At 53.7% G+C, this 19,257-nt stretch carries 19 protein-coding genes; 4 read left to right on the top strand and 15 right to left on the bottom strand.

From position 1 onward, the window contains the following. The first annotated feature begins 70 nt into the window (after positions 1 to 70). Positions 71 to 1,033 carry a DMT family transporter gene (locus QQL62_RS07480; RefSeq protein ID WP_284377346.1) on the top strand — a complete coding sequence of 321 codons (963 nt, stop codon included), beginning with the start codon at positions 71 to 73 and terminating at the stop codon, positions 1,031 to 1,033. Positions 1,034 to 1,042: 9 nt separating this feature from the next. Here the strand turns inward: QQL62_RS07480 and egtD are convergent, their stop codons facing one another. From egtD to QQL62_RS07445, 7 genes are all read right to left on the bottom strand, one after another. Then, positions 1,043 to 1,984 carry an L-histidine N(alpha)-methyltransferase gene (gene egtD / locus QQL62_RS07475; protein ID WP_284377344.1) on the bottom strand — a complete coding sequence of 314 codons (942 nt, stop codon included), beginning with the start codon at positions 1,982 to 1,984 and terminating at the stop codon, positions 1,043 to 1,045. Position 1,985: 1 nt separating this feature from the next. Beyond that, a complete protein-coding gene (egtB, locus tag QQL62_RS07470; protein WP_284377342.1) occupies positions 1,986 to 3,239 on the bottom strand; it encodes an ergothioneine biosynthesis protein EgtB in 1,254 nt (417 codons plus the stop codon). Between the two features lie 133 nt (positions 3,240 to 3,372). Then, entirely contained in the window at positions 3,373 to 4,431 is a 1,059-nt protein-coding gene (locus QQL62_RS07465) for a Gfo/Idh/MocA family protein (RefSeq protein ID WP_284377341.1), read from the bottom strand. Next, positions 4,428 to 5,441, bottom strand: coding sequence for a Gfo/Idh/MocA family protein (locus tag QQL62_RS07460; RefSeq protein WP_284377339.1), 1,014 nt, complete (start codon positions 5,439 to 5,441; stop codon positions 4,428 to 4,430). The genes QQL62_RS07465 and QQL62_RS07460 overlap by 4 nt, the downstream gene beginning before the upstream one ends. Then, the gene (locus tag QQL62_RS07455; RefSeq protein ID WP_284377335.1) at positions 5,438 to 6,496 is read right to left on the bottom strand and encodes a Gfo/Idh/MocA family protein; all 1,059 of its coding nucleotides are present in this window, start codon (positions 6,494 to 6,496) and stop codon (positions 5,438 to 5,440) included. The genes QQL62_RS07460 and QQL62_RS07455 overlap by 4 nt, the downstream gene beginning before the upstream one ends. 106 nt (positions 6,497 to 6,602) lie before the next feature. After that, the gene (locus QQL62_RS07450) at positions 6,603 to 7,556 is read right to left on the bottom strand and encodes a GDP-mannose 4,6-dehydratase (protein WP_284377333.1); all 954 of its coding nucleotides are present in this window, start codon (positions 7,554 to 7,556) and stop codon (positions 6,603 to 6,605) included. After that, positions 7,553 to 8,698 (bottom strand): glycosyltransferase family 4 protein, encoded by a 1,146-nt coding sequence (locus tag QQL62_RS07445; RefSeq protein WP_284377331.1) that lies wholly within the window; start codon positions 8,696 to 8,698, stop codon positions 7,553 to 7,555. The genes QQL62_RS07450 and QQL62_RS07445 overlap by 4 nt, the downstream gene beginning before the upstream one ends. 141 nt (positions 8,699 to 8,839) lie before the next feature. Here QQL62_RS07445 and QQL62_RS07440 point away from each other — a divergent pair, with 141 nt between their 5' ends. Continuing rightward, on the top strand, positions 8,840 to 9,742 hold the full coding sequence (locus tag QQL62_RS07440) for a class I SAM-dependent methyltransferase (protein WP_284377329.1): 903 nt from the start codon (positions 8,840 to 8,842) through the stop codon (positions 9,740 to 9,742). 169 nt (positions 9,743 to 9,911) lie between these two features. Here QQL62_RS07440 and QQL62_RS07435 read toward each other — a convergent pair whose 3' ends face one another. After that, entirely contained in the window at positions 9,912 to 10,292 is a 381-nt protein-coding gene (locus tag QQL62_RS07435) for a GntR family transcriptional regulator (protein WP_284377327.1), read from the bottom strand. A gap of 330 nt (positions 10,293 to 10,622) precedes the next feature. Between QQL62_RS07435 and QQL62_RS07430 the strand changes: the two genes are divergently transcribed. After that, positions 10,623 to 11,678 carry an AbrB family transcriptional regulator gene (locus tag QQL62_RS07430; protein ID WP_284377325.1) on the top strand — a complete coding sequence of 352 codons (1,056 nt, stop codon included), beginning with the start codon at positions 10,623 to 10,625 and terminating at the stop codon, positions 11,676 to 11,678. Here QQL62_RS07430 and QQL62_RS07425 read toward each other — a convergent pair. Continuing rightward, positions 11,675 to 12,874: an aminotransferase-like domain-containing protein gene (locus tag QQL62_RS07425; protein ID WP_284377323.1), complete on the bottom strand. Its 1,200-nt coding sequence runs from the start codon at positions 12,872 to 12,874 to the stop codon at positions 11,675 to 11,677. The genes QQL62_RS07430 and QQL62_RS07425 overlap by 4 nt on opposite strands. 123 nt (positions 12,875 to 12,997) lie before the next feature. On the opposite strand from QQL62_RS07425, the gene QQL62_RS07420 reads away from it, so the two are divergent. Further along, on the top strand, positions 12,998 to 13,447 hold the full coding sequence (locus QQL62_RS07420; protein ID WP_284377321.1) for an Lrp/AsnC family transcriptional regulator: 450 nt from the start codon (positions 12,998 to 13,000) through the stop codon (positions 13,445 to 13,447). Positions 13,448 to 13,451: 4 nt separating this feature from the next. Here QQL62_RS07420 and QQL62_RS07415 read toward each other — a convergent pair whose 3' ends face one another. The 6 genes from QQL62_RS07415 to QQL62_RS07390 all read right to left on the bottom strand — a co-directional run bounded on the left by QQL62_RS07415 (position 13,452) and on the right by QQL62_RS07390 (position 19,222). Next, positions 13,452 to 13,562 carry a DUF2474 domain-containing protein gene (locus QQL62_RS07415; RefSeq protein ID WP_284377319.1) on the bottom strand — a complete coding sequence of 37 codons (111 nt, stop codon included), beginning with the start codon at positions 13,560 to 13,562 and terminating at the stop codon, positions 13,452 to 13,454. Further along, the gene (gene cydB, locus QQL62_RS07410) at positions 13,562 to 14,563 is read right to left on the bottom strand and encodes a cytochrome d ubiquinol oxidase subunit II (RefSeq protein WP_284377317.1); all 1,002 of its coding nucleotides are present in this window, start codon (positions 14,561 to 14,563) and stop codon (positions 13,562 to 13,564) included. The genes QQL62_RS07415 and cydB overlap by 1 nt, the downstream gene beginning before the upstream one ends. Further along, positions 14,553 to 15,959, bottom strand: coding sequence for a cytochrome ubiquinol oxidase subunit I (locus QQL62_RS07405; RefSeq protein WP_284377315.1), 1,407 nt, complete (start codon positions 15,957 to 15,959; stop codon positions 14,553 to 14,555). The genes cydB and QQL62_RS07405 overlap by 11 nt, the downstream gene beginning before the upstream one ends. A 217-nt stretch (positions 15,960 to 16,176) precedes the next feature. Further along, positions 16,177 to 16,977, bottom strand: a complete 801-nt coding sequence (gene hpaH / locus QQL62_RS07400; RefSeq protein WP_284377313.1) for a 2-oxo-hept-4-ene-1,7-dioate hydratase — start codon at positions 16,975 to 16,977, stop codon at positions 16,177 to 16,179. Beyond that, positions 16,974 to 17,828: a fumarylacetoacetate hydrolase family protein gene (locus QQL62_RS07395; RefSeq protein ID WP_284377311.1), complete on the bottom strand. Its 855-nt coding sequence runs from the start codon at positions 17,826 to 17,828 to the stop codon at positions 16,974 to 16,976. Before QQL62_RS07395 ends, hpaH begins: the two co-directional genes overlap by 4 nt. Continuing rightward, on the bottom strand, positions 17,825 to 19,222 hold the full coding sequence (locus QQL62_RS07390; protein WP_284377309.1) for a pyridoxal phosphate-dependent decarboxylase family protein: 1,398 nt from the start codon (positions 19,220 to 19,222) through the stop codon (positions 17,825 to 17,827). Before QQL62_RS07390 ends, QQL62_RS07395 begins: the two co-directional genes overlap by 4 nt. Between the last annotated feature and the right edge of the window lie 35 nt (positions 19,223 to 19,257).

Here is a 19,257-nt window from a genome sequence, read left to right as displayed (position 1 = left end):
GGCCTATTCTGCGCCAAAACCTGCATCCACAATGCGCAGTCGCCCCTTGGCCAAGATTTTAGGAAATACTATGGGTTCAAATACAAAAGGTGCCTTGCTGTCTCTGCTTGCGTTTGGGGTGTTTGCCACCCACGATGTGGTGATCAAGTATTTGGGGGCCAATTACGCGCCCGTACAGATCGTGTTTTTCAGCGTATTGTTTGGTTTCCCCTTGGTGTCATTCATGCTGATTGGAGATTCCAGCGCACAAAACCTACGCCCGCGTCACCCTTGGTGGACAGCCCTGCGCACCGTCTCTGTTTTGATCAGTGGTGTGTGCATTTTTTATGCCTTCTCGGTACTGCCGTTGGCGCAGGTTTATGTGATGCTGTTCTCGATGCCTCTGTTGATCACGCTGTTGTCGGTGCCGATTTTGGGCGAACAGGTTGGGCTGCATCGGGGGGGGGCTGTTTTGGCGGGGCTTGTTGGGGTGCTGATTGTTCTGCAGCCGGGAACAACGGCGCTCACGCTTGCACATTTTAGTGCATTGTTTGGTGCATTTTTTGGGGCCTTGGCCTCGGTGATTGTACGCCGCATTGGCCGAGACGAACGAGATTTGGTTTTGTTGATGTATCCGATGTTGGGCAATTTCGTGGTGATGGGTGCGGTTTTGCCCCTGTACTATGTGCCTATGCCGATACTAGATTTGGGGGCCGTGGCGCTGATGGCTGTACTGGCCGTGGTTGCGATGCGCTTGATGATCGGCGCCTATAAAGCCGGCGATGCTGCCGTAGTTGCGCCAATGCAGTATTCACAAATCCTATGGGCCTCTTTGTATGGGGCATGGTTTTTTAACGAGAGCCTTGAGAAATTCACATGGATCGGGGCGGCGGTGATCGTGGCCAGTGGTCTGTATATTGTAATTCGAGAAAGCGGCCATAACCCCGATGGGAACATGCCTGTTTTGCGCTCGCGTTCGCGGATCGCCGCGGGGGCCTATTTCCGCATTGGCCCCCTGATGCGGAAGGCCCGCATTCGGGCTAGTAAAAAATAACAGCGTGGACTAGGGGGCGGCGCTAAACACCACCACTGAGAACAGGGCCGCCGGATCTTGGATCATTTGTTCAATCTGCCAACCAGAAGATCTGGCCATTTCTGCAAGCGACTCTGTGGTGTATTTATGGCTGTTTTCGGTGTGGATGCTTTCTCCCTTATCAAAGGAGATGACGGCCCCGCCTAACTCTACTTGCTGATCTTTTGTGCTGACAAGATGCATTTCAATACAGGACATATCCGTATCCCAGCGCGCCTCGTGGCGGAATTGCTCTGGTATGAAATTGGCACCTGTTTCGCGGTTTAGGCGCACCAATAGATTGCGATTAAATGCGGCGGTGACACCGCTGGCATCTGCATATGCTGGGATTAAAATATCAGTGGGCTTCACCATATCAGCCCCCAAAATCAGCCCCGAAACATGAGGCAGAGAACGCAACCGCGTTAGCAGATCGATCGCTTCGGCGCGGCTGAGGTTGCCAATCGTTGACCCAGGAAAGAACACAAGCTTGGGGCGCGAAACCAGCGCCTCTGGCAAGGTGATATCGGTCATGAAATCAGCAGTAATGGGCACCACGTTCAGCTGGGGGTACTCTGTGCGCAGTTGCTCGGCATTTTGTTCTAGGAAATCCTTGGAAATATCCAGCGGACAATAGGTTCTCAAGGAGACCATGGCATCCAGCAATATTCGGGTTTTTATGCTAGCACCGCTGCCCAATTCCAGAAAAACCCCATCGGGCGGTAGCTCTGATGCGATTTGATTTGCATGATCACGTAAAATACCAATTTCGGTACGTGTTGGGTAATATTCGGGCAGGGATGTAATCTCTTCGAATAGGGCGCTGCCCTTGGCATCGTAAAAATACTTTGCCTCTAATGTTTTTTGTGTTTGAGATAGGCCCTGTAGGGCATCGTGCAATAGGGTGGTATTGGTAACGATCGGTTTGTCCATGTTAGGCGTCCTTGGCTAGACGTAATCCCAGCATTTGCCAGCGCTGGTGTGGGTAGAAGAAGGTACGATAGCTGGCGCGCATTTGCTCTTTGGGGGTAGCACAGGAACCGCCACGCAGGACGAATTGGTTCACCATGAATTTGCCATTATATTCGCCAATCGCACCCTCGGGCGGGCGAAATCCGGGGTAGGGGGTGAAGGGGGAGGCAGTCCATTCCCAGACATCCCCCCACAGGCCAGGGCCCGCGGTTGGGCACAGCGGGCCATCATCTAGAAAATTACCCTCGATCGGGCTTTGACCAAAGGCCAGCTCATGCTCGGCCTCGGTCGGCAGGCGCGCACCTGCCCAGCGGGCAAAGGCCTCGGCCTCGTAATAGCTAACATGCACTACTGGGGCGTCTAGGTTCACAGGCTGTGCACCGCGCAGGGTATATGTCCACCAAGCATCGTCTTGCTTCCACCAATATAGCGGGTGCGCCCAGTCCTCGCGCTGGGCACAGGCGAACCCATCCATCAACCACAAGGGCGCGGAACCATAGCCACCATCCTCGATGAAGGCGATCCATTCGCCATTGGTCACGGGGCGGTTGGCGATTTTATAGGGGGCCACATATGTTTTATGGCGCGGGCCTTCGCAATCGTAACTGAACCCGTTTCCTGCATAACCGATTTTTTGCAACCCCCCTTCTTGGGGGATGAATTGCAAGTCGGGCGCAGGGGATATGGGTGTTGGCTCTGGTGTGCGATAGGCGGGCATCAAGGGGTTATAAGACAGCCCATGCAATAGGTCGGTTACCAGCAATTCTTGGTGTTGCATTTCGTGATGACAGCCCAGCTCGACAAGATCGGAAATCTGTTGATGATCATCGCGTTCCTGCGCCAGCAAGGCGCTGATGGCATCGCCTACATATGCGCGGTAATCCTGAACTGCGCCGATGTCTGGGCGCGAAATTAGGCCACGTTTATCCCGCGCATGTCGTGGGCCGGCCTGTACATAATAAGAGTTGAACAAAAATGCGAATCGATCGTCTGGGGATTGATAATCTGACAGTCGCTTTCGCAGGATGAATTCTTCGAAAAACCAGGTGGTATGGGCCAAATGCCATTTTACGGGGCTGGCATCTGACATGGATTGTAGCATCATATCTTCTGGATTTAACGGGGCGGTCAGGTCCATGCTGCGCTGTCGTGTGCGCGTGAATAGATCGGGTATAGTCTGCATAGATACCTGCGCCTCGCTTGAATGTACCGTCATGATCTAGCCTCTCGTTGCACCTATGATTGCGCAAATAATCGTTGGTTACTAGGGAAAGATTTCACATAAATTCATTTTTACAAATGTTACATTCGCCTATGTAAATCGCATGCGCGATAATGGAGAGGGTGGCCTATTGCGGCAGCCACCCCTGATATAGCTCGGCTCGCTGATCCAAGGGCAGGGTGACTGATCGCCCGCTGCGGGCGGATTGATAGATGGCTGTGACCAGCTCGATTGATCGACGGCCATCAGCCAGTGAAACGCCTTGGCTCTCGCCCACCAGAAGGGATTGAGCGATGGAATCGAAAAACCCAGCATAGCTGATGTAGGAACTTTCGATTTCTCGTATCGTCTGATCCACCAGTGGTTGATGGGCGGGGTCGCGGGCGATAAAGCGCCACCCAGATACAGCGGGGCGATAGGCGGTGCCGTCGCTTTCTACGGTTAGATCGCTGAACACCATACGCAACCGCGATATTTCCTCGGCACAGCCCAATGTGATCGAGCTGCTGACCAATGCGCCAGATTTCATACGCATTGCGATCACGCCGCAATCTTCGACCTCTATGTCATTTACACGGGTGTCCAGCAGGGCCGTTAGGGTATCGATTTCGCCCATGAAATGGCACAGCAGATCGTGGTTATGTATGGCATGACCCAGCACCGCCCCGCCGCTTTCACCAGCCCATGTGCCCCGCCAGCTGACATCGTAATAATCCGCTGCGCGGTTCCAATGTGTTTCCAGCGTTGCAACCAATGGCGTGCCCGCCAGTCCGCGATCAAGTAGGGCCTGTAGTTGTTTGGCCGCCGTGCCAAAACGATACTGAAACACAGGGAATATCCGTTTGTCGGTGCTGTGGGCTAATGCGATTAGCTGATCACATTGTGCCAAAGAGGCGACCAAGGGTTTTTCACAGATAACATGCTTACCCGCCTGTAGCGCGCGCTGGGTGATCGGGAAATGCAGATGTGGGGGCAGACAGACATCGATCACATCGATTTCATCATCGGCCAAAATGCGATCCAAATCATCAGTGATGATAATCTGCTCATCGGGCACAAGGCAGGCGGCGGCGCGATCTTGATCCAGATCGCACAGGTAGCGGATGTCGAACAAATGCGCCACCTCGCGAAATCCATCTAGGTGCTCGCTGCCGATACCTGCGCCAATGATTGCAACCTTGATCATGTGGCCTGCTCGCGGATATTTTCATCGGCCAATATTTGCGCCTTGATTGCCAGCTCCATCACCTTGAAGCAATGTTTTTGGGGCATCGCGGTTTCGGTACGCTGTGCTACATCTTGGATCAGGTTGCTAAAATACGGCAGACCTGCGTTTGACGCATCGATTTTCTGACAGCTGGTGCCATTCACCAACAGCAACGTATCGGTGCGCTTCTCGCCAGCCTCAAAATATTTGCGCAATTCGATATAGCCCTCGGTTCCCAGAATAGTTAGGCGACCATCCCCCCAAGTGGGCAAAGCATCAGGGGTATACCAATCTACTCGCACAAACCCATGCCCATTGGGGCTTTGGATTGATAGCTCGCCGTAATCTTGCATGTTGGGGGTCTTAGGGTTGGCATAGTTGGCAACTGAGGCGTGCTTAATCTCGGCATCCTGTGAGCCAGTGAAAAACAAAAACTGATCAATTTGATGACTGCCGATATCTGTTAGAATACCGCCAAAGGCCTCGGGCTGATAAAACCATGGGTCGCGCATATGCGGGTTATGGCGATGTGGGCCGATGCCCAGCGTCTGTACCACCCGCCCGATCGCGCCCTCTGCCACCAGCGCCGCCGCCTTGGTCACACAGGGCACTTCGAAACGTTCAGAATAATTTACGCTCCAAATGCGACCGGTGCGCGCCGCCACCTCTTTGATCTGTGCAAGCTCTGCTAGGGTGGTACAACCGGGTTTATCCACCATCACATCTTTGCCTGCCTCCATGGCGCGAATGGCCCATGATGCGCGGTCCTTGGGGATGCAGGCAATCAGGATCATTTCGATATCGGGGTCATTCAATACGTCCCCAGCATGATCTTTGCGGGGGACATCAGGAAACCTCTTTAGAAATCCCGCCAGCGGGTTTGGGGTTCCTTTGCTCCACCAAGAGGTGAATTTCCCGCCAGCATTTATCAGATGCTGGGACATGCCGTAGATATGTAGATGGTCTATGCCGATTGCGCCAAACTTCATTGGGGTACCATTGTCGTTGTGCCTGTCTTTCCAGATGTTTCAATTGCTTGGATCAATTTATGCACCGCCAGGGCGGTTTGGCCAGATACGGTCGCAGGTGTTGATCTGCGAATGGTGTCGGCAAAATCTTCGATCACGGATTGATGCCACGCATGGGTAAAGGCCATGGGATCAGCGCCGCCGCCTGTGCTGGCCACGGCGCCATAGGTCTCAATGCGTCCATCGCGCCAGTTCAGCGTCAGAACCCCTGCCTCTAGATGCAGGCTGGCATTCTCATACTGCAATGTGATCGCCTCGGCCCCACCGGGGAAGGCCGCGGTGCTGGCCGTGATCGCGCCCACCGCACCGTTGGTAAATGTCACGCCGGCCGATACGAAATCCTCTGATTCCATGGTATGAAAACGGGTGGTGGCGGTCATGGCCTGAACGCGCTCTACCGGCCCAGTAAGAGCCAACATCAAATCCATGGTGTGTATGGCCTGCGATATCATGACACCGCCACCATCGCGGGCATATGTCCCACGGCCCAGCGCGTCGTAGTAGCCCTGATCCCGCCAATAGGGCACGTTCACCTGTACCATACCAAGGTGCCCCAATGTGCCCCCAGCCACCAGTTTCAAGGCCTGCTGAGATGCGGCACGAAAGCGGTGCTGAAACACAATCCCCAAGGACACTTCGGCCGCCGCACAGATTTCCACTACTTCCTGAGCCTCGGGCACAGTGCGCGCAATGGGCTTTTCCAACAGGATGTGTTTTCCCGCCTTGGCAAGGGGGGCGATGATTTGTGCGCGGGCATTGGGCGGGGTTACAACAATCGCGATATCCACATCGGGGTCGGTGGCGATTTCGGATAGATCCTCATAGACCTTCGCGTGACTGGCGGCAGGGTGCTGGGCGATTAAATTGGCGGCTTTTGCGCTGTTACGCGCATAAACCCCGCAGAGTTTCACCGACTTCGCGGCATCCAATATCGCCGCCATATGCGTGCCAGCCACCATGCCTGCACCTATCAGTGCAACCCCCAAGGGGCCGCCGTTTGATTGCGTTTTTTCCAAAACCATCCTCCAGATAATACAGTGATATGTACCCATTGGATTTTGGCAAGGGGGAATGATGAATTTCAGCCAATCAACCCAAGTCTGGCAGGGCCTTGCGCTGGCGCTAGGTGCAGGCGGCGGTCATTTTGCGCACCACATCGGGCATCTTGCTTGTGGCCTGCCACCCCAAGGCCGCCTTAATTGCGCTGGGGTTTGCGGCGGAATGGGCGATGTCACTGGGGCGGCTGAAACTGTCTGAGGTTTCCACATAGTCGCGCCAATCCAAATCATGAGCGGCAAACGCCAGTTCCACAAAAGATTGCAAACTATTGGTTTCGCCAGTGGCGATTATGAAATCTTGCGGTGTATCGCATTGCAACATCAGCCACATGGCTTCGACATATTCTGGCGCCCACCCCCAATCTCGCGCGATATCCAGCCGCCCGAGCGTTAGGCGATCCTGCCTCCCCTTGGCAATTGCATGTGCGCCTTGGATGATTTTTTGGGTAACGAAGCGTTGCGGGCGCAGGGGGCTTTCGTGGTTAAACAGAATACCGGAACAGGCAAACAGCCCATAGGCCTCGCGGTAATTCGCCGTTAGCATGGTTGCCGCTGATTTAGATACCGCATAGGGGCTACGTGGATGGGGCAGGGTGGTTTCGGCGGCGGGTTCCGCGCCAACATCGCCAAATGTTTCGCTGGATCCCGCATGGAACACCCGCAAGGATCTGTTTTGAAATCGGATGGCCTCTAGTAAATTCAACATGCCCTGAGAGTTTGACAGCATGGTTTCAGCGGGGGTTTGAAATGACAGGCCGACCGAGGTTTGCCCGGCTAAAAAGTATACCTCTTGGGCGCTGGATTGATCCAAACCTACCAGAACCGAGCGGAAATCCTCGGGGGAAATAGAGATGAGGTTGATCCGGTCCTTGATACCCAAACGATCCAGATTGCCAAATCGCGCACCTTCGGCATCGCGTGAGCTGCCCCAAACTGTATAGCCCTTGGTCAATAAAAACTGGGCTAAATATGCGCCGTCTTGTCCGCTGACGCCAATAATCAATGCTGTTTTCGTCATGCTGGTGCCCTTTGATCTAATATGGCGTCGATGCAGACCTTAAGGCGCTGTTCGAAAATTTGCTCGCTGTAGGTGTCGAATACGAATTGTCGCGCGGTGATGGCGCGCTGGGCGCTTTCGTGGGGATTTTCGATGTTGGCCTGAAATGCGCGTGCGAACTCTGCGGGTGTTTCAGCAAGGGCAAAGTGGGTGTTTGGGATCAGGTCAATGCCCTCTACTGCTTTGGCGCTGGCAACGAGGCAAACCCCTGCGGCCATGGCCTCTAAAACCTTTAGGCGCGTACCACCACCTGATGCGATGGGCATCAGGGTTTGGCCAAAATCGGCAAGGTAGTCCAGAATGCTGGGGACATCGCTGTGGATATCAATACGCGCATTTTCCTGTAGGTTTTTGGGCAATGTATTCGCGTGGCGCCCCACCAGCGATGCGCGGACATCGGGTGCTAGCTTGGGTAGGATACTGTTGCCGATCACCTCTGCGGCGCGGGCGTTTGGCGAATAACTCATCATGCCCACAAACAGAAAACCGCTCTTGCGGTAGCGCTCTGGGGTGATGGGAATATCAAAAGCGCGCTGATCGGGGATGGGGTTTTCCAATACATTGGCTGATTTCCCCGTCAGGTTTTCGAAAATCTTGGCGTCCCGATCAGAGCAAGAAATCAGCATATCGGTGTTGTTGATCGCCGCGATCTCTTGTGCCTTTGCGGCCTCTAACGTTTTGCTATCGCTGACCCCTCGTTCACGCAAAAGCTGAAAATCAACGTTTTGAGAATTCAGAACGGTCTTCGCACCGCCCATGCGCAGCTGATCAATGAATCCAGTTGTGATGGTTTCTTCGAAAAAGATCACATCAGGGGTGAATTCTTCTATGTGGCGGTTGATCCGCGCGATGCTCATGGGTGCCACCACCGGGGCCAAAGGGGTTTGTTGCGACAGAAGCCGCCAAATATAAGAGCCGCAATCTGGACGGATCACCACCTCTTCTATCCCTTTAGGTGTTTCTAGTGGTGTTTCTTGTGACAGGCTTAGAATGCGCACAGGCCCATGTTTCCTTAGTGCCTGGGCGATCAGGCTAGAGCGCAATCGTCCGCCAGAGTTACTGGGCCAGATAGAGGAGGGTGTGATCATCATGAATTTTGGCATGGCCAATCATAACCTTTGGTTGAATTTGTCTGCGGGGCAATGGTGGATTGCTCTGGCTACCCTAAAGGTTTAATTCAATCACATGAAGCCTATCGAAAAGCAAGTTTTCCATCGGCAACCAAAGCACCGCGGGGCGAAAATATGCTAGTAAGTGATCAAATTGTAGAGCAAGACGGGACCGGTCAACATGAGCAGGGTGCGTTCGCGGATGCTGTTTTGGCACGTATAGAGAGAGTTTTGCCAAAGAACTGCGAGAATACCGTTGAAACGGGATGTGGGAAATCTACCATTCTTTTTTCAAATATTGCGCAACACCATACGGTCTTTGCCTTGGATGATCGCGATTCCGGGGCAGGGTCTAGTGTACAGTTTTTTCAAAATACCGCGCTGACCAAGATGGATCGCATCGAGCTGATTTTTGGCCCAACCCAACAGACCCTACCAGCATATAAATCGTTTCGACCCTATGATGTGATTTTGCTGGATGGCCCGCATGGGTTTCCATTTGTACAGATGGAATATTACCATCTCATCCCGCATTTGCGCGCTGGTGGGTTTTTGATCATTGATGATGTGCATATCGCCTCTATTGGCCAAATGGCCGATGTGTTGAAAGAGGATGCCATGTTCGAGGTGCATGCCCTGATCGAAACGACGTTGATACTGCGCCGCACCGATGCAAAGACAGTTGATCCCCTGTCTTGCGGCTGGGAGCAGCAAAACTTTAATCGCCGCAGGTTTAATGCACCTCACTCTATTTGGAGAGAGTTGAGCCTTAAGGATGGCGGACGTATGCGGCCCATGGCCGAGATTATTGCTCAGAAAATACCGATCGAGGGTTTCTTAGAGACCGTACAAGAACGTGACTACCAAGATCGAGAGGGCCGCCGACGTGGCGCGGCTTTGCGCTTTTCCACGAAGGTGCCTTACGCCAATTGGCTTATGGGGGTATATAATTTTCAGATCCGCTTGGGCCTTGGGAAGCGTAATTTTACGCTATCGCTGTCTAATATCGGAAAGAAATTCGCGCGCTTGCTGAAATAGGGCTGATTAGCCAAATCGCTTGGGCCGCGCGCATCCGCCGGTCGTTGCAAAAATTAAACCCGTGAAAGCCCGATGGAGCTAGGGTTTTCGCGGGCGGCTAGAGTGAAGACTAGCACCGCCTGTACTGATGGCGACCAAAGGGATACCGCAGGCACAAAAGTCACCAACATCAAGGCCACGAAGATCGCCAGATTGAAGGGCCAGATCCAGAATTATCCCAAGGATCGACAGCATCAAATTGATCATCCACAAGATCAAGATCGGATTGTCCGAAATCGATCCCTGCAATCAATGATGTAACGGTTACATTGAGCGCCAAATCAGGGCGATATCCGCGCTCTTTCATCATCGGAGCCAACAGCGATCCGAGCGCCAAATGGGTATACGCCTCGCGCACTGGTTGCCGCGAAACGTTAAACTGCTTGGCGATATTTGCTTCTGATATACGCGTGCCAAATAACAGCCGCATAGAGGTGTTCTCGCGATATAGGAAAACGACGATGCGCTCTATGCTACTTGGGGGCGTGGTGACGGTTGGTGTGTTGGTCATGCTGGCTCATTTCCAGCCCACATGAGCCTAAGCGTGTTACTAGATTAGCATAATTTCGCCCTGTGCTAACTTGCATCCAAGAATTTGAGCCAAGCGATTTTCCGGCGGAGACCACCACAAGTGTCGAAGATGTATGGCCGCACTGTATTTCGAACAGGCCACGGGTAGGGTCAGAGGCGAGCAGGCGACCGGGTTCACTCGATCAGCGGAAATATTTTCCTGCCCACCGCAGGCCAGTACAGCTTGTGAGGGAAATTGGGTTGGTGCTATTGATCGTGTATCGCAGTCACTGTGCGCAGAGCCTCCAATAGAGGGCAGATGGGATCTACCATGAGAAATCGCCAGATATCCAACAAGACTATTCAACGGTTCAATACGCTGGGGATTGCGCTGTTCGGCAGCCTAGGGTTTACGCTTTTGGGATTGCCGTTGCCGTTCTTGTTGGGGCCGATGTGCGCCTGCTTGATTGCGGCCCTTGCGGGGGGTGCGCTTAGGGGTACCGATCAGCTGGGCATATTTATGCGTACATTTTTGGGGGTCGCGGTTGGCGCATCGATTACGCCTGATATCGTTTCACAACTTCCCCATATGGCTGGCTCTTTGGCTTTGGTGCCACTGTTTTTGATGGTTATCGCCGTCATCGGCTATCCGCTGTTGCGCTATGGGTTTGGATTTGATCCAGCCACCTCTTGGTACAGTGCGATGCCCGGTGGATTGCAGGATATGTTGGTTTTTGGTGAAGAGGCAGGCGGGGATGCACGGGCTTTGTCCCTGATACATGCAACGCGCGTTTTGATTTTAGTAGTCTGTGCGCCCTTCATGATTCAGTTGGTCTGGGGACTTGATCTTAGCGTCGCACCGGGACTTCCCATTGCCAGCGCCGACCCTGCGCAAATTGTGCTAATGATTGTAATTGGATTTGTGGGTTGGAAGTTTTTTGAACGCATCGGGTTGTTTGGTGCCTCGATTCTGGGCCCGATGATTGTGGCAACTTGCCTGTCATTGACCGGAGTGTTACAGGCGCGCCCTCCCGCCGAAATCATCCAAGCGGCGCAGTTTTTTATCGGTATCGCGGTCGGGGTGAAATATGTTGGCATCACCCGCCATGAATTGCGCATCAGCGTGGTCGCAGGGCTGGTGTATTCGCTGGTATTGGGGGTGGTTTCACTTGGATTTTATGCGGCTATCCTAGCGCTGGAATTGGCACCACCTCTCGAGGCGCTTTTGGCGTTTCTACCGGGTGGGCAGGCAGAGATGGTGGTGATCGCCATTATCGCGGGTGCCGATCTGAGTTACGTGGTGACCCACCACATATTACGCATTGTTCTGGTTGTGCTTCTCGCACCGATCGTCGGGCGGCTTCTTCCGAACAATCGGCGTGATTAGGGTTGCGTGTCGAGAACTGCCCGCGTGGCCGCTGCCAATCTTTGGATACCTTCGGCCAAATCTTGTGCAGTGTTTAAGGTGAAGTTTATGCGAATGGCGCTGTGGTTTAGCCCCAGTGGGTCAAAGGCGGAAGAGGGGCTGATGCATACACCATGCTCAATTGCCACACGAAGCAATCGATCGGTATTCAGTTGCGGATTGCGCGCAGTGGCCCAGACGAACATCCCCCCCTGTGGCACACGCCATTGAAACAGATCTGATAAGTAGGCGTCCATAGCTGCGCATAGAGCATCTCTTCGTGTTTTGTTCAGCTCTAGAATTTTGGGTAGAATGCGCTCTACTAATCCGCTGGTGATCGCGGTGTTGGCGATCACTTGGGTTAGGCCGGCTGTGCACATATCGCCACCTTGTTTTCCTGTGACAAGGGCCGAAATAACCTCGGGCGCGGCAATGACCCAGCCGATGCGCAACCCAGGAGCCAGCTGTTTTGACAGGGTGCCTAGATAGATCACCGGCCCTGTATAGGGTCCCTTATACATGGATGCGGATATCTCGAGCATGGATGGCAGGACATCGCCTTCGTAGTAGAGCGTGCCATAGGGGTCATCCTCTACCAGATAGGTACCTGTTTCATAGGCAGCCTGTACCAGCGCGTGCCGCTGGGCCAGCAGCACTAATCGTCCCGTTGGATTTGAAAAATTTGGTACCGTGTAGGCAAACTTTGCGCCCCCAAGGGCCGGTGCCGGATCAAAATCTTGTGCCTCTAGGTCCAGTGCGCGATATTTGGGCCCGCGCGGGCGCCAAGCATCGATCGCGCCAAGGTAGGCGGGGCTTTGAGCGGCAATAATATCGTCTTGATCCAACAGTACCTTGCCAATCAGGTCTAGCGCCTGCATGCCACCAGACACGATCATAACATTGTCGCGGGTTAGGGTTAGCCCATCTTTGGAAAAGCGCCGAGCAACCGTATCGCGCAGATCAGACAGCCCGGGAATAGGGGAATAGGACAGGGATTTATCAGGATGATCCATCATAGCCGTTGTGGCCAATGACGCCAGTTCCGCCACAGGCCAGACTGAGGGATCAGGCAGGCCGCCCGCCAGATTGATTAGGTTAGGATCCTCGCTGGCGCCCAAAAAGATCTGCGTAACGTCGTTCGTCTGTGATAGCCAATTGGCGAAAATCGGTGCTGTCATTCTTATCTCCCTTGGTGGGAAAATATCATTGATTTATGGCTGTTTCTCGCTAAATATCTGCATTAGTGATAGTTTTTTGGCGAAAAGTCACTATGAAATGGCGATATAATAGAGAGTGTGTGCATGATTGAGGTTGACGCAATAGATCACAAGATACTGGATGTGATACGCGCAGACGGGCGCATATCAATTCTAGAGCTGTCCGATAAGGTTGGCCTCTCTCCTACGCCCTGTGGCCGGCGGGTAAAGCGGTTGGAGAATAGCGGGGTCATCATGGGCTATGGCGCGCGGATCAATCCAAAGGCGCTTGGATTAAATATCAGCGTGCTGATCTCTGTGCGTCTGGCGCGCCAGGGGCCCAATGCCAGCCGGCAATTTTTGGATGCCATCAAGCTGCGCCCAGAGATCACCGAATGCATGCTGATGGCGGGGAACATTGATTATATGTTGCGCATTTGGGTGCGCGATATAGATGCGCTGGCGGTCTTCGTACGTGATGAGTTGCAAAGCATCCCCGCGGTTGCCGAAACCAACACAATGGTGATCCTTAAACAGGATCTACAAACGCCCTAATGCACTAAAAAATCACAGCACGGATCGCAAAGGCTACAACGCCCAGCACCGCCACCCCAGCACCCCACAGGCCAATAAACCATAAGAACCGCCGCGCAGACCCCGAAACCGCCATCAGTGATACCCCTCTGTTGGATCCATTTTGCCGCGAAACACCCAATAGGCATAGGCTGTATACCCCAGAATGATCGGGATCAAAACCAACGCCCCAACAAGTGCAAATGCAAGGCTACTGTGCGGTGCGGCGACATCCCAGATCGTAAGGTGCGGGGGCACCATCATCGGATAAAAGCTGATGCCAATCCCAACAAAGCTAACCACAAAGAACCCCAGCGCCGCCAAGAAGGGCTGCGCATCGCGCGGGCCCTGCAACCCGCGAAAGAAAAACCAGCTGAGCAGCAGCATCAACAGCGGCACAATCATTGTCCATAGGCTTCCCGGCAGGTTGAACCAGCGCTCAAAATAGACCGGATCTTGGAACGGGGTTAGAATACTGATCACCCCGATCAGTGCCAGCGTTGCCGTGCCCAAACGCCCTGCGTACCCGCGCATTTGATTACGTAATGTGCCTTCGGTTTTTAATATCAGCCAACTGGCTCCCAGCAATGCATAGCCAACCACCACCGCCAGCCCAGTCAGGATAGAAAACGGTGTCAGCCAATCAAACCAGCCGCCCACATATGCCCGGGCTTCGACCTCTATGCCCTGTACCAACGCCCCAAGAGCAATCCCCTGACAAAATGCAGCGATAAAGGATCCTGCGAAAAAGGCGAGGTCCCACAAACGCTTATTCTTGACCCTCCAGCGGTATTCAAAAGAGACACCGCGAAAAACCAATGCCAGCAACATCACCGTGATCGGCATATAAAGCGCCGGCATAATCACTGCATAGGCCAAAGGGAAAACCGCAAACAATCCCCCACCCCCCAGCACCAGCCAAGTTTCGTTTCCATCCCACACGGGTGCAACCGAGTTCATCATCAAATCGCGATCTTGCTCGGATCTACCAAGGGGGAATAGTATCCCAAGGCCCAGATCAAACCCATCCAATATCACATAGGTTAAAACCGAAAAGGCAATCAAGCCTGCCCAAATAAATGCAAGATCAAATTCCATTCTCGTGCTCCTGTCTCTGTGTAGCGGCGGGTCGAGAGGCGGTGCGCATTGGCCCATCTGTCAGCCCCAGCTTAGCGGTGGTGGCGGGTTTGTTCATCATGCGTAGAATGTACAACGTACCCGCGCCAAATACCGCAAAGTACACGATCACAAAGGCAATCAACGATGCCGCCACCGCGGGGGCATCTACGGGGGCGATGCTGTCGGATGTGCGTAACACACCATAGACGGTAAAGGGTTGGCGCCCGACCTCTGTTGTGATCCATCCTGCCAGTACGGCGATAAATCCAGTTGGGGCCATTAGGATCGATGCGCGCCATAATGCGGGGGCCTCGAATAGCCGCCGGCGCATACGGGCAAACAGGCTCCATATCCCAAGGCCCAGCATCGCAAAGCCCAGCCCAACCATTACCCGAAAGCTGAAGAACACAATCGCCACCGGCGGCTCGTCTTCTTCTGGGATGGTATCCAATCCGGCCAATGGCGCGTTCAGATCATGCTTTAGGATTAATGAGCTGAGCTTGGGGATTTCCAGCGCATAGTCGATCCGCCGCTCGCTGGGATTTGGGATGCCAAACAGGATCAGGGGCGCACCGTTTGGGTGGCTGTCATAGTGGCCCTCCATGGCCATGACCTTGGCGGGCTGGTATTCTAGCGTATTCAGGCCATGGGCATCCCCTGCCAATATCTGCAATGGGGTGACCAGAACCAGCATCCACATGGCCATGGAAAACATGCGTCGCGCGGATGCATCGGCCCTATCGCGCAACAGATGCAATCCGCCCACGCCGCCTACAACCAGCGCGGTGGTCAAAAATGCTGCCAGTACCATATGCACCAAACGATAGGGGAAGGATGGATTGAAAACGATTTGCCACCAATCCTCGGGATGGAATTGACCGTTGTCGGCAATGAAATACCCAGCAGGCGTCTGCATCCAGCTGTTTACGCTTAGGATCCATGTGGCAGACATCAGCGTGCCGAAGGCTACCATGGCGGTTGCAAACATATGCAGTTTTTCGCCAACGCGGCTACGGCCAAACAGCATGATACCCAGAAATCCAGCCTCTAGGAAAAACGCCGATAACACCTCGTAGGCCATCAATGGCCCGATGACTGGCCCCGCCTTGTCCGAAAAGACCGACCAATTGGTGCCGAATTGATAGGACATAACAATCCCCGACACGACGCCCATGCCAAAGGCCACAGCGAAAATCTTCTTCCAGTAATTGAAAAGCGTCAGATAGGTGGTGTCGCGGCTACGCAACCACCTGGCATTTAAAACCGCCAGAAAGCTGGCTAATCCGATGGAAAACGCCGGAAAGATAATGTGAAAGGATACCGTAAAGGCAAATTGCGCACGTGCCAGAGATTCGGCTGAGAAACTCTCTAACATTGGGTGCCGCCTTGCATATTTCCCCAATTTCTTGGGGTGTTTGCTGCGGGCGCGATGCGGAGATTTAGGGCCATGACGGATAATCCTTGTGACTAGAAACGATCCTGCCAAAAACATATGCCGCATTGAAATGGCCTTCGACGTGACAAAATGAAGCTGATGGATTTACGCAGTATTTCAGACCTCGATGCGGCACCCATGACCAGCTATCAACCGCTTAGGCGAAGGCAATTTCTACAGATCCAAATGCCCCAAAATCGGCCTCGATTTGCGTGCCCGAGGGGCATTCAACTGGTCGAATAAAACTGCCTGATAGGATGATTTGCCCCGGGGTGATGCTTTGGCCATATTGGGCCATGCGCTGCGCCAGCCACACGACGCTTTCAACTGGATCATTTAGAACGCCGGCCCCTAGGCCCGTTTCCTCGACTGTGCCATTGCGCGCCGTGATCGCCCCAACCCAGCGCAGGTCTGATGCATCAACTCTGTGGCGCGCCGCGCCCAGAACAACACCGGCATTGGCCGCATTGTCGCTGATGGTGTCAAAAACGGTGCGGGCCTTGCCTGTCTCTGCATCGATGCGCGCAATGCGGGTGTCCAGAATTTCAATCGAAGGGGCGACATAATCGGTGGCAGCAATTACATCTGCACGCGTTACATTCGCCCCGCCTATGGCGTCTTTCATTACAAAGGCGATTTCTGTCTCTATCCGCGGTTGGATAAAGCGCCCCTTTGGAACCGTAGCGCCATTTTCAAAAACCATATTATCAAACAAAATCCCGCTATCGGGGATGTCGATGTTCAGCGCATATTGCATCGCCTTGGACGTAAGGCCAATTTTCCATCCCACCACCTTGCGGCCCTGATCCAATTTTGCGCGGTAAATGGCCTGTTGAATGGCATAGGCATCATCCATGCCGATTTCGGGATAGCGCTTGCTTAGCAGGCCGATTTGCTGGCCGCTGTTCTCGGCGGCCAACAGGTCTGCGGCGGCTTGGGCATGATCTTGGGGGGTCATACCGCCTCATCCTCGATGGTGTTGCGCAAAGTGCCAATGCCGTTGACTTCGATTTCTACCACGTCACCAGGCTTTAGGTATTGTGGCGGGTCTAGGCGTGCGCCGGATCCCGTGGGGGTGCCGGTTACAATAATGTCGCCGGGCCTAAGCGTCATAAATGTCGAAATATACTCGATCTCGCGACGGATTGGATGCATCATACGTGACAAAACATCGTCCTGCCGGATCTCTCCATTTACGCGGGTAATGATCCGGGCATCATCGATCTGGCTGGCATCCGTAAAGGGCACCAACCATGGGCCAATTGATCCAGATCTATCCCAATTTTTACCCTGTGTTACATTGAATTTTGCATGGCGCACCCAATCGCGGATTGTGCCTTCATTACACAGGGTCAGAGCGGCGATGTGATCATAGGCATCCTCTTGTGAAATTCTGCGCCCTGCCTTGCCGATGACAACAGCAACCTCGCCTTCATAATCCAGCTGTGAGCTTTCTGGTGGGCGGATCAGGGGGCGATTGTGGCCAGTGAACCCAGATGCAAACCGCGGGAACAGCGACATGTACTTAGGTTGATCCGAGCCGTCTTTGTATTCTGCATTCCGATCGGGGAAATTAACGCCAACACATAGGATGCGCTGCGCATTGGGCAAGACCATATCGTATTCAAACACGCTGTGCGATACCGGCAGCTCTTGGGCGGCGCGTTCTAGGGTGTTCAAACCATCTGCCTGTACGGCATCAAACAGGGTTGGCCACTGTGGACAGGCATCGTTCAGGGCGATCATCCCGTCATCGGTCACTGCGCCATAATAGGTGCTGCCCTTGCTGGTGTAGGTCGCGAATTTCATTGTAGTGTCTCCCAGATTTCTTGGACAACCGTTTTAACGGCCATCACATCTTGTTGTGTTGTTTCGAATTGCCCGACTTGAACGCGGATCACCTTGCGCCCCTGGAAAGAGCCCTGTGTTAGATAGATGCGCCCATCGTCATTGATGGCATCTACTAGGCGCTGTTGGGTATCGTCATCCCCCGTACAACGAAAGGAAAAGAGGCTTAGGATAGGCTCGGTGGTGATCTCGAAGCCCTCCAATGCGCGCAATGCTTCGCAAAGCTCTTGGGCCCATTCCACGTGATTGCGAATGCGCGCCCTTAGACCCTCTAGCCCATAGGATCGTACCAGAAACCACAGCTTTAGTGCGCGGAATCTACGGCCCAGCGGGATTGTCCATTCGGAGTAATTGATTATGTCCTCACCAGTGGTTTTCAAATATTCCGGCTCGATCTTCAGGGTGTTTAGTTGCGGGGTCGCATCGCGCAGAAACTGGATCGAGCAATCAAATTGTGCCCCAAGCCATTTGTGCGGGTTGAAAACGATGCTGTCAAAGCCATCAACACCGTTCCAAAACGCATTGTGAAATTCTGGACAAATCATCGCAGATCCGGCCCAAGCGGCATCCAGATGCGTATACAAATCAAATGCCTTGGCCACCTCGATAATAGGCGCAAGCTGATCTGATCCGCCCACGCCGGTGCCACCGGTTATGGCCACAATACCCGCAGGTGTGTGCCCCGCAGCAATATCTGACCTGATAGCGGCATCCAGCGCCTGAGCATCCATGCCGTAACGTGGGCCTGAGGCGGGAATTTTAATCAGGTTTTCCTGTCCGATACCCGCAACCCAACAGGCGCGATCAATGGATGAATGCACCTGATCTGAACAATAAATTCGCAAGGCACCCTTGCCGTTCAAGCCGTCTCGATTTCCCGTATAGCCGGTTGCGCGCTCTCGCATTGTTAGGATCGCGGATAATGTCGCAGAAGAGGCGCTATCTTGAATCACACCGCTAAATCCCTCGGCCAGCCCCAGAGCTTGGCGTAACCAATCCACAACCAAGCCCTCCACCTCGGTTGCGGCCGGTGATGTTTGCCACAGCATGCATTGGGCCGCGACGGTATTCACCAATTGCTCGGCCAGCATCGAGGGTGGGGTGGCGTTTGCGGGAAAATATGCGAAGAATCTGGGATGTTGCCAATGGGTCATACCGGGCATGATGATATCTTCGAAATCCTTCAGAATTACATCCATCTGCTCTGGATTCTGGGGGGGGTGCGCGGGCAGTTGCGCCGCGATCTCGCCCTGTTTGGTTTGGGCGCGCACGGGTCGATCTCGCAGAGTTTTGTGATACTCTGCGCCCCAGTCCGCAATGTGCTTGCTCCATTCGGCAAAATCATCCCAGTTCATTTTAACACCCTTGTGTCCTGTGCGGTTTTATCTGC

The organism is Amylibacter marinus (assembly GCF_030160015.1).
Classification (GTDB): domain Bacteria; phylum Pseudomonadota; class Alphaproteobacteria; order Rhodobacterales; family Rhodobacteraceae; genus Amylibacter; species Amylibacter marinus.
The sequence above is the reverse complement of the archived record's forward strand: the minus strand, read 5'-3'. Positions and strand labels throughout refer to the sequence as shown.